Origin of the sequence: Enterococcus mundtii, from assembly GCF_002947535.1 — a bacterium.
In the GTDB taxonomy this organism is placed as follows: Bacteria; Bacillota; Bacilli; order Lactobacillales; family Enterococcaceae; genus Enterococcus_B; species Enterococcus_B mundtii_B.
Genome location: NZ_PUAP01000002.1, coordinates 151,892 through 166,102 on the forward strand (window position 1 = coordinate 151,892; position 14,211 = coordinate 166,102).

Consider the following 14,211-nt stretch of genomic DNA (forward strand, 5'->3'; position numbering starts at 1 on the left):
GAAAAGAGCCGCAGCCCTTTTCTTTTTCAACTAATTGTCGGGAACTGCACTCAATTCCCACGTAAGGGTCGTTTGATAGGTGGTTACTCTTGGATTCGCTGTTGGCGGCACTTCAAGTGCCACACTTTCGCTTGCAGTTTCACCGCCACCAAACCGATAGACCCAAGTACCTGCTCCTTGACCATCGAGCGCGGTCAAAAGATCGGTCTTTTCCCCAGGAATTAAGGTGACACCGTCTGGATTATTGAGCATGGGTTCACCCATTCCTTGGACGGACGCAAATTGTTGGTTGGTCAACATCAAGCGTGCGCCTCGTAATTCATTTTCCTGTAGATCCGTAAACTGATTGTTCTGTGTAACCGCTAATTGCCAGCCGTGACGTTCATCTTCTGGCCGTCGATCACTGACTTGGATGTAGTTGGGGCGTTCTTCGGATTCATTAACGGTTCCATCAGGATTCAACAAGCGTTGGCGTTGTGCATAATAGCGCTTGGTCTGCGCAGAAATGCCTTGGGTTCCAAATGAAAAGCTTGACGCAAAATCAATACTCAGTGTCCCTTGATCTTCAGGAAGTTCTGGTGGATTTTCTGGATCAACTTCTTTTTCGGGTGCCAATGGATCGACTGGTAACACAGGATCTAGGGCATCTTTCGTGTAAACGTAAGTAACTTTCTGGGCCTCTTCGGTAAATCGTCCTGATGCATTTTTGGGTACTTCAGTTAAAGTGTACCCGTCAATTTCTTTGGGCTTAGTCTCATATTCTTCATCAATCAGTCCGCTGATAATCTCTGGTTCTGTCAGTTCCTTTAGAGCATTATCGACATATTCAACCGTTATGTCTCCGCCTTGTTTCTTTTGATAGACTGCTTGTACAACCGTATCAGCAGTCCCCATTGTAAAAGTAGTAGTTGCGCTTGTATCCTCTGCGACACTACTTCCTGTACCTGAAACAATTTTCCAATGAACAAAGTTGAATTTTTCGTTGGGATTAGCTTGAATCGTTGTGGTAGATCCTTGAGTAATCATTGTGGCAGCAGCGGTAGGCGTTCCCCCATTATTTGGACTAGCTTGAAATGCGAGACGGAAGGATGGAAGTGGTGGATTGACCCATCCAGCAGATGATCTACCGTTCAGAACAATCGTTTTATCGGAGCCACTCAAACCCAAATAACGTGATGAAAAATCATCTGGGGTAGTTATCGCAGAATTTATTGCAGATGCACTAATACCACTCAGATGGAGATCTACTGTCTCCCAAGAACGACCATTTACTGTAGTTCCATCTCTCACCAAGAAATCATTTCCTTTTATATATATATTATGGCCAGTACCCGATGTTGTTAATTCTGAACTTCTACTATTGTTCCTAACTATGCCTGTTGATCTAGTCGTGCCACCGTTGCTAAAGATTTCTAACGTCCCTTGATTTGTTAAATTCACTCTTCCATATATTAAACTTCCGGATTCAATCAAAATATTTCTAGCTTGAATAGAAGCTGAACTCATTTCGGTTGAATTATTAATGAATGAAATTTTTCCCGTACCAGAGTGATCGATTGTATAAATGTTACTATTAAATGTCTGACTACTTAAAGTCATATTTGAGATAGTAAAATTAGCTGTTCCAGATAATTTTAAAGTTTGTGTCCGAGTATCTAACCCAAAGGATGTACTAGTGGATCCAATAAGTGTAACACTAGCTGTTCGCGTATTTAAACTGGTCAATAATCCCCCTGAAGTACCAAGATCAATAGAATTCGTGAAAATAATCTGTGTAGTATCCGATCTATTCCAAGCAGATCGAAACTGAGACCAGTTGGAAGCATAACGAATCGCTCTATTTTCAGGAGCTTGTATTTGTTCCAGAATTCTATTATCTTCTTCCTGTAGTAATCCATCTGGAATCCTCAAATTTTTTTCTTCAGCCATAATCGGTTGAAGCACGTATGGTAAGGTATTTTCTTCTTGTGCGGTTTTATATTCACCAAAACTTTCTTGTTCCAAGCTTGCTGCGTCATCCAATTCATCTTCCTCAACAGCTAAAGCTTGCTCAGAAACCAGTTCTGATCTAGTAGGATTATCTATACTTGATCCTGCCACTTCTAGATAAAAATGATCTGCGTCATGATCAACGGTAATAAAATACTGTCCCGCTGTCTCAAACACTATAGGAAGAGTAAATTCTCTCTTTTTCTCTTCTGTATGAAGTGTCCAGTACTCTCCATGAGAATGAGTGATGGACTCTCCATCAGAAAAATGACTTGCCAGTATTTGTCCTTCCTTCGGTACCCGCACCAGAACCTCATCTGCAGGATAGGTACTTTTAAAACGCAAAATAACAGGTTGGTTCGTGACAGTCTGAAAAGTCTTTTCTACAAATGAAAACTCTTGAACCACTGGCTGTGCTTCCTTGATTGGTGCAACAGCGGTGCTCATTGCTACATAATCTGGTAGATGGCTGCGAAAAGCAGTGAATGCCTGCTCATCTACTGGTCCATTCGTTTCTGCATAGCCTCGTGTGATTCCCAATGGTATCATATGTGCCAATAGTAAGAGTGTAGTACATACCACAGCTTGTTTGCGAAAGTTCACGCTATATTCCTCCTTACTCTTTTTCTTGCCTTCTTTTCTTTAGAGTGAGATAAAGCAGAATCACGACCAATAGAGTCAACAAAATAATCGTACCGATCATCCACCAATTTGGACTATTGTCGATCATCACGTCTTCACGATTCAACTTACGGGCATCGTCGGCATCAATCGTAAACTCTCGCGTCCAAGACCATTCATTTTCTCCTGACTTTGCCGTTAGTTCTAACACGTAGTTACCGCTACGAAAACGATCTCCTTCTAAAGAAATCGGAAAGTTAAAGTTTGAATTCGGCGCCATCTGCATCATTTCTTTTTCCGCCTTATAGAGAACGTCGTTCTCTCCTGCTCGTTTCACGGTAGCTTCCACCGCCAATTGATTAACAAAAGTGGGCGTAAAGTTTTGTAAAGTGGCGCTGATCACATTGCGGTAATTCAATTGATCCGCAAAGACATCCAATAGTTCCAACTCCGGTTGCACCGAGTCTCTGTTATTACTGACGACCACACCTACCACATTGGCAAATTCATTCTTGATCGCGACCCCTTCTCCTTCTGGGGCTTCACTTTCTTCCTCTTCTTTCACTTCGGTGATTCGTAAACCGCCAGCTAAATACCCTTCAAAGGCGTCTTTAGGCATTTGAAGAGGAATTTCTATAACCTTTGTTTCATTCCCAGCTAATGTAATGACCTCCGAAGGAGTCATCAGCTCATCCAAGGAGTGGATCAAGGTCGGATCCGCTTCTTCGGCATCTTTGCCATACTCGACATTCCCTAAAGTATTCGTATAAGCCGTATGTGGTGTCACCTGAACGTAAATTGGTTCTGAACTGGAATTGCCGACTTTCAGCTGCAAGGTTTCTTTCTGTTTAGGAGCGAGTAACAGCTCGTAATAGCCTTTGCTTTCGTCTACTTGACTTTCTGGGAAAATCGGAGTGACGTGTGTATTTAAGGCCGTCTCTTCAGCTTGGGCTGAAAGTGGCAAGAAACACAAAAGTACTGCTAGGAACAACAGTCTTTTTGGCATAGCTTGTTTATATCTCATTTATCGTAATCCTTTCTAAAAAAGGCAGTGCCAAAGAAATCTGTAACGCTGCTAGTGACTAATGGAACATAGAAATAGGAATCGTTAATTCTTAAAGCGTATTATCTGGTATCTGTCCCATCTCTCATGTCAATGTAAAAGTATACGTTACCGCATCTTTGGCGTTCGAACCAGAAACGAATAGTTGGATCGCCTCAATATCCCCCACAGACAACAGTAGAGGTTCCGCTACATTTGTGGTTACCGACTGTCATAATTGGTAGGCATCAGTATTTGGAATCAATTCTAACCCGCTTGCATGAATGGACGATACCAGAGCGTCATCATTGATACTGTAAAGAAGGGTCGGATCGAGTAACGTGATTTTCACACCCTTTAGTACTTTATTTAGGTTTTCCGTAAGTGCTTGAAATTCATTTAGACTTACACGTAGTTCCCATCCTTCATTGGTACCGCGGGTGTCCTGGACTTGTACCATACTTACATAAGGCATCATATTTTCTTCGCCAGTGGTCCCTGTCTTTTTTTGCAACTCAGCGACCATGTTGTAATATTCATCCGTAGTCGAGATGATTTGTGAACCAAAGTTCATCATTGGAACGGTTGCAATCGTTAGCAGTAAAGACTAACTGATGAAACAACGCCTGCATCGTTTTTTTCGGCTAATTGTCGGGAACGGTACTTAATTCCCACGTGAGGGTTGTTTGATAGATCGTTGCTCTTGGATCTGCCGTTGGCGGCACTTCAAGGGCCACACTTTCTCCTGCACTTTCTCCATCACCAAAACGATAGACCCACGACCCTACGCCTTGGCCTTCTCGTGCACTCACAAGGGTCGTCTTTTCTTCTGGGATCAATACAACGCCGTCTTCGTTTTGTAGCATCGGTTCGCCTGTTTCTTGGACAGATGCAAGTTGTTGGTTATTAAGCAACAAACGTGCGCCTCTAAGTTGATTGTCTTGACGATCTGAAAATTGACTGTTTTGAGTGACTGCTAATTGCCAGCCGTGGCGCTCTTCTTCTGGGCGACGATCGCTGACTTGGATATAATTGGGCCGTTCTTCGGCGTCATTGACGGTCCCATCAAGATTCAATAAACGTTGTGGTTGCGCATAATAGCACTTGGCCTGAGCAGAAATTGCTTGTTTACCAAACCGAAATTGAGAAGCAAAATCAATACTTAATAAGCCTTGTTCTTCTTCAAGCACAGGTTTGTTCTCTGGATCGACTTCGATTTCTGGATTCAATGGGTCTAATGGTAATATGGTATCGTCAATAATATTTATTGTGAAGCTATTCAAACCTACTTCACCCCATTTTGCAGCTTTAGTATTAACTTTGATTTCTTTACTATTACGACATACTACTTTAAATGAGTCCTCTATAGATTCTATATCCACTGAAGAAATTATATTATTATTATTGTTTGAGTCTACAGCAATTGTTTTTAATTTTTCTTCAATCTCCTTTGAAAAATCTTCAACAATTTGTTCATTTGTTTTTCCAATTACTTCTGATAAATTAACATCTAAATATGAATCACCTACAAACGAGATCATCGGTGTATTTGGGATCATTCTCACGAATGTTACTCTGCTCCAAAAACCACCTTGATTTGATGACCTATCATATAAATAAAATATCGTACGTTCACTCGGGATTGTTTGATAGTTATGAAATCGATTATTTGATGTGAAACTGATTGCTCGATTAGAATAACTTTGAGTAAAATCGGAAGCATAAATCTCTGTATGACCTGTTTTCACCCCATATCTGACAGGAGATGAGGGGCTCATCTCGCCAAGCGAAGGATTAGACAATCGACCTCTAACTTGCATAGTATAGTTAGTGTTACTGTATAGAGGAGCACTAAGTTCTACCCCCCGTTCTCCACCGGTAGTTGAAATAAATTGCAGAGCTTGATTTCCTAAGATATTATTATTATCTGGAGATTTTGTCATAATTGTAGTTGGATATAAAAATATACCGTATGATGTGTCAATTTCAGAAGCCACTAGTACACCTGATTCAGTGTCCTTAACCAAATGAACAATCGGTAAGTAATCTGGATTTTCTATTGTTGTAGCATTTTTTTCGCTTTTAAATGAAGCAGCGCCTTTACCAGGGATACCTTGTGTTTCTTCTGGAAGATCTTTCGTCGAGTCGTCTTCAACTATTTCTGTTCTATTCTCTTCCGATGGCTCGTCTATAATATCTAATTGCTCATCTTCTTGTTCACTAATTTCTAGATAGGCCGTCGTTTCTTCCACAGATAATTCGTAGTTTCCTTCGAATTCAAATACTAGAGGAAGGATAAACGTATTTTGCGCACGCTGCGTTTGCATTACCCACTCTTTAGAGTGGGTCTCCTGTTCTATTGAAACACCGGCTGGTAGTTGCTCGTTAAGTACTTGTCCTGCTTCGGGTAATCTAACTCGTACTTCAGAAGCTGCTTGATCAGAAGAAATCGTCACGTTGATCTGTTCATTGACGGTTCCTTGCATGTACGATTGTTGGAAGAAAAATCGTGGGTTCGTTTCTTCAGTTGTTTCTAAAAAGCTAGGTAGAGCTGGCAGATCTGCTTGTTCGGGTGCTTCTTCTTGAGTAGCCATCATTTTAGCATAAACCATACCTACTGGCATACAGACTGGCTGCAGTGAAAAAACAGCTATCCCAAATACAAGTATTCCTTTGATTCTCTTACTCTTCATTTATCTTGTTTCCTCCTATTTGGATTGTCCTTTTTCAGTATTGTGTTTCTTTTGAACAATCAAATAGATGATAAAACCAAACAAAATAAGGATCAATATAATCACACCAATCATCCACCAATTGATACCAGAATCAATCGTTACGTCTTCTCGATTTAACTTGCGGGCTTCTTCGGCTTCAATCGTAAATTCACGCGTCCAGGACCATTCATTTTCTCCTGACTTTGCCGTTAGTTCTAACACGTAGTTACCGCTACGAAAACGATCTCCTTCTAAAGAAATCGGAAAGTTAAAGTTTGAATTCGGCGCCATCTGCATCATTTCTTTCTCAGCCTTATAGAGCACCTCGTTCTCCCCTGCTCGTTTCACGGTAGCTTCCACCGCCAATTGATTGACAAAAGTGGGCGTAAAGTTTTGTAGCGTGGCACTGATCACATTGCGATAGTTCAATTGATCCGCAAACACATCTAATAGTTCCAACTCCGGTTGCACCGAGTCTCGGGTATTACTGACGACCACACCGACCACATGGGCAAATTCATTCTTGATCGCGACCCCTTCTCCTTCTGGGGCTTCACTTTCTTCCTCTTCTTTTACCTCGGTGATTCGTAAACCGCCAGCTAAATACCCTTCAAAGGCGTCTTTAGGCATCTGTAAAGGAATGTCTATGACCTTTGTTTCTTTTCCTGCGAGTGTAATGACCTCCGAAGGAGTCATCAGCTCATCCAAGGAGTGGATCAAGTTCGGATCCGCTTCTTCGGCATCTTTGCCATACTCGACATTCCCTAAAGTATTCGTATAAGCCGTATGTGGTGTCACCTGAACGTAAATTGGTTCTGAACTGGAATTGCCGACTTTCAGCTGCAAGATTTCTTTCTGTTTAGGAGCGAGTAACAGCTCGTAATAGCCTTTGCTTTCGTCTACTTGGCTTTCTGGGAAAATCGGAGTGACGTGTGTATTTAAGGCCGTCTCTTCAGCTTGGGCTGAAACGGGCAAGAAAAAGAAAAGCAATGCTAGAAGCAACAGCTCACTTTGGATTGATCGTTTGTGTCTCATTTGTCATAATCCTTTCTAAAAAAAGCAACGCCACAGAAATCTGTAACGCTGCCAGTGACTAATGGAACATGGAAATGGTTACTTCTTAAACCACATCAGGTGCTTCATTATCAGGTGTTAGTTCTAATTCCCATGTCAATGTAGAGGTATACGTTACTGCATCTTTGGCAGTCGAGCCAGGAACAAACAGTTGGATTGCCTCATTTTCTACAACATCTACCCCATCTTCTACTTGTTTTGCGATCGCGTCATGGTCTCCCCAAACAGTAGTCGAAGTTCCACTCCCTTTTTTAGCCGCTGCAGTCATAATTGGCACTGAATCATTGTTTGGAATCAATTCTAACCCGCTTGAGTGAATAGTAGGCGCCTGATTTTCATCGTTAACACTGTAAAGAAGGGCCGGATCGAATAACGTGATTTTTGCGCCTTTTAATACCTTGTTTAATGTATCCGTAGGAGCTTGGAATTCTGTTAAACTTACACTTAATTCCCATCCTTCATTAGTACCGCGGGTGTCTTGGACTTGTGCCAAACTTACATAAGGAACTTTATTTTCTTCACCTGCCGTTCCTGTTTTTTGTTGTCTTTCAGCGACCATATTGTAATGCTCATCTGTAGTTGAAATAATTTGTGAACCGAAGTTCATTGTTGGCACAGTTGCGATTGTTAAAGGTCCTTTGTTTTGCCCATCAGGACCAGTGACTGGCGGAATAGTTACCTCAGGGCCATCCGGTCCAGGATCAACGACTGTGTCATCATTTCCTGGCGTGAAGGTGATTTGACCCTCAGTGGTTGTTTTGCGAACTTCTTGTGTTTCCTTCTCTTGATCAGTTTCTTCGGCGAAGGCTTGTACGCCTCCGGCAAAAATTGTTGTTGATAATGCAGCTACAGTTGCTAAACGGATAAATTTCATTCTTAAATTCCTACTTTCATTTAATTGTTTTTTGTGTTGCTTTTCTTCTTTTGTACCCCAAAACTAATAAAACGCCACCCACTAAGAAACTGCCGATCCGTAGTCCAAGTGTGCTACCAATCATATTGGTTTTCGGCAAAGTACCGTCTGGCTTTTGTGGGCTGGTGCTAGGTGGTGGGTCTGGCGGACCGATTGGTTCATAGGCCCCGGTAAATCCAATCGATCCTTCTGACTCAACGGATTGGACCTGTGTACCATAAACCAGCAACGGAAACTGCATCGCTATTATCAGGAAACATAGAGCGATTATTTGGCCGACCGTTTTTCGCATATTCCCTCCTCCTTTAATGTTCTTCTCAAAACTCATCGTTTTTAAGGAAACAAAAAAAGACATTCGATAGAATCAAATGTCTTAAAAAAAAGTTATTAAATTAGTCTTTCTATTTCAGAATATAGATAACGAATATAAATTCTGAAAAACGATGGTTTTCGATACAAATCATTAAACAAAATAAGGATCAACTTGAAGCCTCATTTGCATCTCTTATATTACAAGATCCTATATAAATTGAATAATCGAAATTTTCATGTCGATGTGCAAATTTAGAATAATGAGCAAGAAAAATAAATTATTTAAAAATAATCTTACTAAAGAGATAAGAGTTTTCGGATTTCCTAGATAGTCGATTGAGTCAAGTAAATTAGGAAAAAATAAGGATCAGAAACTGTTAAGTTTCTGACCCTATGAAAGAATTATGATTCTACAATATCTAGTGTTGATGGAAAACAATTTTGTTTTCTGCTAACACTATTTTTTGTAAAAAAAGACAGAAAAAGAGATATCCAAATTGATAGAATTAAGTCGACTAAAACAAACTCATCAAGAAAGAATACCTCCATGGACTAGCATATTAAAAAATTACTCGATTTAACAGATAAAAATATCATTTCCCCACAAATTAGCTTTCTGAAAAGAAAGAAGGAGGCATTATCTTCTACGTGATTCAATTATTATCGAACCATTCACGTAAAACGATCTTAAAACTAAAAAAATCGATTTCTATGTAAAGAGTGTGGCGCAACTTTCCCGGCTTAAAAAAAAAATCATGGTAGAATTAGCATCCAATGACTGAAAAAGCTATCGTCAATAAATTACTATGCTATGATTCCACATTGAGGTTAGCTTATAACACTTATTCACTCCTTCTCTATCACCCAAAAAAGATACAATCTACTTTTTCCGAACTGGTGAATACCTTAGACACACTGATTTCTGAGTGCTTTCGTAAGAAACTCACTTTCTTAAATAAATATAGAAAAGGAATCAAAAATGCTTTCCAAACACCTTATAGTTATCCTAATTTCCTTCATTCTCGTAACCGTATTTTCTTGGTACAGAGCTTGATTTTCCAAAATCCATCCAAAACAAAAAAGAATTGATCGAAGCGTATTCCTGCTTCGATTGCTTCACGATGAAATTCTTTCAATTTGAACTCACCAACACTACTTGTCGAAGTACCTTTTTTAATTCAGTTACTACAACAATATCATCTTCACGAATAAATTCTATCATTTCTTGGAATGTTACTTGATTTGTATCTTATCTAGTTAACTTAGCAGTAAAAAATTTTATTACACTCAGATAAAATCTCTAATTACCGATCTAAATTTTGATCCAGACTATTTACGCTTTCTTTCAAATCAACCTGTCCCTATCGAACAAATCAATTAGTGGAAAATAAATTTATATTTTAAAACTCTGCCATCTATCTCTCGAAAAAAAGCGGCACTAGAAGTAAAGAAAATATAGCTTGGAGCGTAATATTAGGTTTCTTTAGGATAAGCTACTGATCTAAGCTATATTCTATAATTTAGACAAAAAAAGATTGCGCTTTCATATTAGATTGATACAATAAGTTAAAGGGTCGTATGATTTTTACAAACAAGCTTTAACCCTATCGTCTCCTAGTATAAATCTTTAGACAGACTAAATAATTTTCAAAATTCTTGTGAATAGCTTATTGTTGAAATGTTTTTTTACATGATGACAAGCTACTCTATTATTACATAGTAACAAATAATTTATCCGTATTCCTAGTCTTGGAGCCAATATAACGAGAATCCGCTCTCGTTTTCACTACTATATGACTCGAATAGCGGAGCGAGTCGAAACGGAGGCTTTTATGTCGGTTTTTATTGAGAATATGACTATAAAAAGAGGAAAGAAAAAAATAATTGATGATCTAGATTTATCGATTGTGGGTGGCGAAATAGTCGCATTAGTTGCTCCAAATGGTACCGGTAAGACAACTTTATTGAACGGAATAGCACACTTATTCCCCTCTACATATAGAAAACTAGAAATCAATAGCTTTTCTCCCCATTCACTAAACTTTAAACGTTCATTTTTTTATTTAGAGAGTTCAAATAATTTGTTTGGGCATTTAAACATTTTAGATCACTTATTATTGATTAAGAAAAATTGGCAGAGCAAAATTGCTGTAGATGAAGTAATCAATATTTTAAAAATACATAAATATCAAACTCTTCCTATAAAAAAATTATCATTAGGTATGAAACAACATGCATTGTTAGCAACGTATTTAATTAGTGATGCACCAGTCTTATTATTTGATGAACCTCTAAATGGTTTAGATCCCGGGAGTATAGAAATCACGAATGCAATCATTCGAAATTTAGCTTACAAAAAGAAAATTATTCTTTTTTCCTCCCATGATATTGCTAATATTCAAGCAATCTGTAATAGAGTCGTCTTTTTAAAAAATGGAAAAATAGAAAAAGATACGAAAAATATGGATGATATATTGGCGCTCTATAAACAATTATACGGGGGATAAAAAATGAATTTACTTAAATTTGAATGTATAAACCTAATAAAAAATAAGATAAATTACTTACCATTTATAGTTCTAACACTCTTATTGTTGATCCCTGTATTTTTTCATAGGGAAAGTCCTTGGAGTGAGATTGATGAACTAAAAGCTAATCAATTTACTAATGAGCAGACGATTAATGCGATAAAAAATGATGATACAGCATTCGCAACTATAGAAGATCTAAAAGTTGCAAATAAAAATATTGAGGCAGTAATATCAGCAATACAGTCGCAAGACTCAAATAAGATTGTCGAAAGCAAATATATTTTTGAAAAAAAGAATTTGGAAGACATGTTATCCGGCAAATTAGTTGGGATACCTATTATTGAACAAAAAAAAATTGTTGCTAAATTAAAATATTTACATAAAAATAATTATCCCCTGATTCCTTTAGAAAGTACGAAGGTACTTCCTTTAGCAAATTATTATGAACTTATTTTTTCTGGCGCTATTCCTAGTATCTTGTTTCTCGCTATTTCAGCCATTCTTGCTGCAACAATCACTTCGTATGAGAAAAGGAAGCAATACATTGTTTTAATAAATATAATTCCCAAAAGACTAGTTTCCAAAAATATAGTTCGCTTTTTTTCTTACTTTCTATTTTCTTCGTTAAGTGTTCTTTTACCTTTAGTATTGGTCTCTTTGATTGTTGCTATAAAAAATGGTATAGGCAACTTTAACTACCCAATCGCAACAATCATTAATAATGATGTAACCATACTTCCACTATCCACCTTTTTCTTTCAAACTATCATTTTTATTATCCTATGGATTTTACTTTTGCTTTTAATTAGTTTCTTTTTATCTATATTCACGGGTAATTATTTGGTTAATGTAGGTAGTATTTTACTTTTGCTTTTCATGACGAATTATAATATTTCATCAGGAGAACACAATGATAATAGTTTACTACAATATCTCCCAACGTCTTATGTTGATTTTCAACAAGTAATTTTAGGTGGCACAGGATTTGAACCTTTAAAATCATCTAATATTACTTTCATCAATGGGATTGGTACTCTCGTGACTGTTAACATATTTCTGATACTAATCACGAATTTCGTTTTAGTTAGAAAAAAACGCTATTGAAACACAGACACTTCATAAAAATAGAATTTGTTAATCTTATTTTGAGATAGTAGAGAGATATGTAATACATAAATAAGTGCTTATTTAAGAACTGAACTTTTAAAATGACCATTTATGGCATCTCCGTAATAATTCATTCTCAACGAATTTCAAACCGGAACTACATGGACGAGACCTAGTCGTCTGCCCTGTGCTATTTGCATAGGTGTTTTAGCTTGTCACAATTATAAATTTATTGATTTTACCTAAGAAAGAAACCTCTTTTTTAGACAAAGATATCGATAACTTTCATTCAAGTAAACGGGAACAATAAATATTGTTTTTTTATTGTCCATCATTTTTATGTTTTTTCCTATGTAGAAAGTAGGATGCTATTGTTGGAGCCATTGCATCCTACTTTCACACTCAATTATTCATGATTTACATATTGCTAGATTTGTTCTATTTTTTATCTATTTGTCTAAAAGCAACCTCCCCTAGATACTTTTAGTGTGGGTGATGGTTATTAACTAGTTTATGTTACGGACTTGGCACAACTGCTTGGAATTGTAACACCATATCAAACGTCGGAACGATCACATCTGACGTATTTGTATTTGGAATAGCAGTCCCCACAAAATTAAAGTTTCCTACTGGATTCGTTCCACCTTCTGCAGCATTTCTTGTCAGTGACATAAATGATGCTGAATTGTTGAGTGGTGAACCAGTTGCTACAATTGGTACTATACTAGATGCTCCACCCACGTCTACTGATAAAGTCAAAGAATCTAAACTTTGGAACTCCACAGGATTTGCTAATTCAGTAACATTGATATTTACATCCCACGCTGAATTATTTGTAACAGTATAGCTTGGTGATTCAATATCAGTATGCCCAGATGCACCAGTTGTAAAAAAGACCGCTGATGTTGGCACTGTTACGTTGATCATTTCATCTGGATTTGTCGGTGGATTGACACCAGGATCGACGGTATTATCTAAACCAACCCGTCCTGTAACTGGAATATTCCCGTCTGCCTGTCCATTGAATGTAGTGGCTGCGACAGAAGCAGCACCTGCACCTAATAACGTTCCCATCATTGCAACTGTTCCGAATAATTTAGTATATGTCTTCATTAAAATTTCTCTCCTTATGTTCTTTTTTTATTTGCAAACAAGAAATCATCGTTCGCATCATGTAACAGCTGCTACCAGTTTATACAGTTTTTCCCTAATCTTTGAACTTGTTTTATCAACTTGATTAAAGTGATTTTATCTTGATCAACCGCCATTAAGATATGATATTTATAGTGGATATAGACTTATGATGTTGATCAAAATAGACGGTGTGGTGACGCTACAAGTGGCTACTTCACTTGGTTTGTTACAAAATTACTTGGCTGGACGTAAACCATGCAATAAACTGGTAGAAGCTGCTAGATGATACGGACGATGATTTCATATTTGTGTGCTAAATTCGTATCATTTTGTTGTATATAGATATAATTATTTTGTTCCTAAATGTACAGAACATCTTTATCTTTACTCCTCTTTTTTGAAAAAATGAATTGGCTACTGAATAAGATTAAAAGGATTCCGGCTAGTTGTATCCATAAGTTGCCTTTGCTTCCAGTTTTCGGTAGGTTGGCAAATAAGCTCGGCTTACTTTGTGTGCGATTCGGTAATTTTGAGGTGTCTACGACTAAAACATCTCTATTATTTCCGCTTGTTCCATTATCTGCCCCTGCTTCACTACTTGTTCCCGAATCTGGTTCTTGGGGTGTGTGGGTACTTCCGATTTGCCCTTCCACACGCTTGAAGAATGATCGATCTTCTGAAGCATGGACAAAGTAGCTAGAACCTGCTAAAAAGATAACTCCTGCAAACAATAGAAGTTGAGCCACTTTACGCATTCAATTCCTCCTTTCTTTA

Annotated in this window: 11 protein-coding genes and 1 pseudogene; 2 read left to right on the forward strand and 10 right to left on the reverse strand. The window is 37.9% G+C overall.

Annotation, left to right across the window (positions count from 1 at the left end; translation table 11 throughout):
- Positions 1–30 precede the first annotated feature (30 nt).
- From CUS89_RS00760 to CUS89_RS16255, 8 genes and pseudogenes are all read right to left on the reverse strand, one after another.
- The gene (locus tag CUS89_RS00760; RefSeq protein WP_104870653.1) at positions 31–2,592 is read right to left on the reverse strand and encodes a WxL domain-containing protein; all 2,562 of its coding nucleotides are present in this window, start codon (positions 2,590–2,592) and stop codon (positions 31–33) included.
- A gap of 13 nt (positions 2,593–2,605) precedes the next feature.
- Positions 2,606–3,634 (reverse strand): DUF916 and DUF3324 domain-containing protein, encoded by a 1,029-nt coding sequence (locus CUS89_RS00765; RefSeq protein WP_104870654.1) that lies wholly within the window; start codon positions 3,632–3,634, stop codon positions 2,606–2,608.
- Positions 3,635–3,884: 250 nt separating this feature from the next.
- Positions 3,885–4,229: a WxL domain-containing protein gene (locus CUS89_RS00770; protein ID WP_104870655.1), complete on the reverse strand. Its 345-nt coding sequence runs from the start codon at positions 4,227–4,229 to the stop codon at positions 3,885–3,887.
- 67 nt (positions 4,230–4,296) lie between these two features.
- A complete protein-coding gene (locus CUS89_RS00775; RefSeq protein ID WP_104870656.1) occupies positions 4,297–6,345 on the reverse strand; it encodes a WxL domain-containing protein in 2,049 nt (682 codons plus the stop codon).
- A 15-nt stretch (positions 6,346–6,360) separates the two neighbouring features.
- Complete coding sequence (locus tag CUS89_RS00780; protein ID WP_104870657.1) at positions 6,361–7,401, reverse strand: DUF916 and DUF3324 domain-containing protein; 1,041 nt, start codon at positions 7,399–7,401, stop codon at positions 6,361–6,363.
- A gap of 85 nt (positions 7,402–7,486) precedes the next feature.
- Positions 7,487–8,314 carry a WxL domain-containing protein gene (locus CUS89_RS00785; protein WP_104870658.1) on the reverse strand — a complete coding sequence of 276 codons (828 nt, stop codon included), beginning with the start codon at positions 8,312–8,314 and terminating at the stop codon, positions 7,487–7,489.
- 16 nt (positions 8,315–8,330) lie between these two features.
- Positions 8,331–8,645: a hypothetical protein gene (locus tag CUS89_RS00790; RefSeq protein ID WP_104870659.1), complete on the reverse strand. Its 315-nt coding sequence runs from the start codon at positions 8,643–8,645 to the stop codon at positions 8,331–8,333.
- A gap of 1,179 nt (positions 8,646–9,824) precedes the next feature.
- Positions 9,825–10,014 (reverse strand): annotated as a pseudogene (locus tag CUS89_RS16255) (recombinase family protein); the annotation flags it as partial.
- A 483-nt stretch (positions 10,015–10,497) separates the two neighbouring features.
- Here CUS89_RS16255 and CUS89_RS00795 point away from each other — a divergent pair.
- A complete protein-coding gene (locus tag CUS89_RS00795) occupies positions 10,498–11,172 on the forward strand; it encodes an ATP-binding cassette domain-containing protein (protein WP_104870660.1) in 675 nt (224 codons plus the stop codon).
- Positions 11,173–11,175: 3 nt separating this feature from the next.
- A complete protein-coding gene (locus tag CUS89_RS00800) occupies positions 11,176–12,300 on the forward strand; it encodes an ABC transporter permease (RefSeq protein ID WP_104870661.1) in 1,125 nt (374 codons plus the stop codon).
- A 519-nt stretch (positions 12,301–12,819) separates the two neighbouring features.
- Here CUS89_RS00800 and CUS89_RS00805 read toward each other — a convergent pair.
- Positions 12,820–13,416, reverse strand: coding sequence for a hypothetical protein (locus CUS89_RS00805; protein ID WP_104870662.1), 597 nt, complete (start codon positions 13,414–13,416; stop codon positions 12,820–12,822).
- A 380-nt stretch (positions 13,417–13,796) separates the two neighbouring features.
- Positions 13,797–14,192, reverse strand: coding sequence for an LPXTG cell wall anchor domain-containing protein (locus tag CUS89_RS00810; RefSeq protein ID WP_104870663.1), 396 nt, complete (start codon positions 14,190–14,192; stop codon positions 13,797–13,799).
- Between the last annotated feature and the right edge of the window lie 19 nt (positions 14,193–14,211).

Excerpts from the sequence above, each read along its gene's own strand:
- CUS89_RS00765 (WP_104870654.1), bottom strand. The coding sequence starts at position 3,634 with ATGAGATATAAACAAGCTATGCCAAAAAGACTGTTGTTCCTAGCAGTA.
- CUS89_RS00770 (WP_104870655.1), bottom strand. The coding sequence starts at position 4,229 with ATGATGAACTTTGGTTCACAAATCATCTCGACTACGGATGAATATTAC.
- CUS89_RS00775 (WP_104870656.1), bottom strand. The coding sequence starts at position 6,345 with ATGAAGAGTAAGAGAATCAAAGGAATACTTGTATTTGGGATAGCTGTT.
- CUS89_RS00780 (WP_104870657.1), bottom strand. The coding sequence starts at position 7,401 with ATGAGACACAAACGATCAATCCAAAGTGAGCTGTTGCTTCTAGCATTG.
- CUS89_RS00785 (WP_104870658.1), bottom strand. The coding sequence starts at position 8,314 with ATGAAATTTATCCGTTTAGCAACTGTAGCTGCATTATCAACAACAATT.
- CUS89_RS00790 (WP_104870659.1), bottom strand. The coding sequence starts at position 8,645 with ATGCGAAAAACGGTCGGCCAAATAATCGCTCTATGTTTCCTGATAATA.
- CUS89_RS00795 (WP_104870660.1), top strand. The coding sequence starts at position 10,498 with ATGTCGGTTTTTATTGAGAATATGACTATAAAAAGAGGAAAGAAAAAA.
- CUS89_RS00800 (WP_104870661.1), top strand. The coding sequence starts at position 11,176 with ATGAATTTACTTAAATTTGAATGTATAAACCTAATAAAAAATAAGATA.
- CUS89_RS00805 (WP_104870662.1), bottom strand. The coding sequence starts at position 13,416 with ATGAAGACATATACTAAATTATTCGGAACAGTTGCAATGATGGGAACG.
- CUS89_RS00810 (WP_104870663.1), bottom strand. The coding sequence starts at position 14,192 with ATGCGTAAAGTGGCTCAACTTCTATTGTTTGCAGGAGTTATCTTTTTA.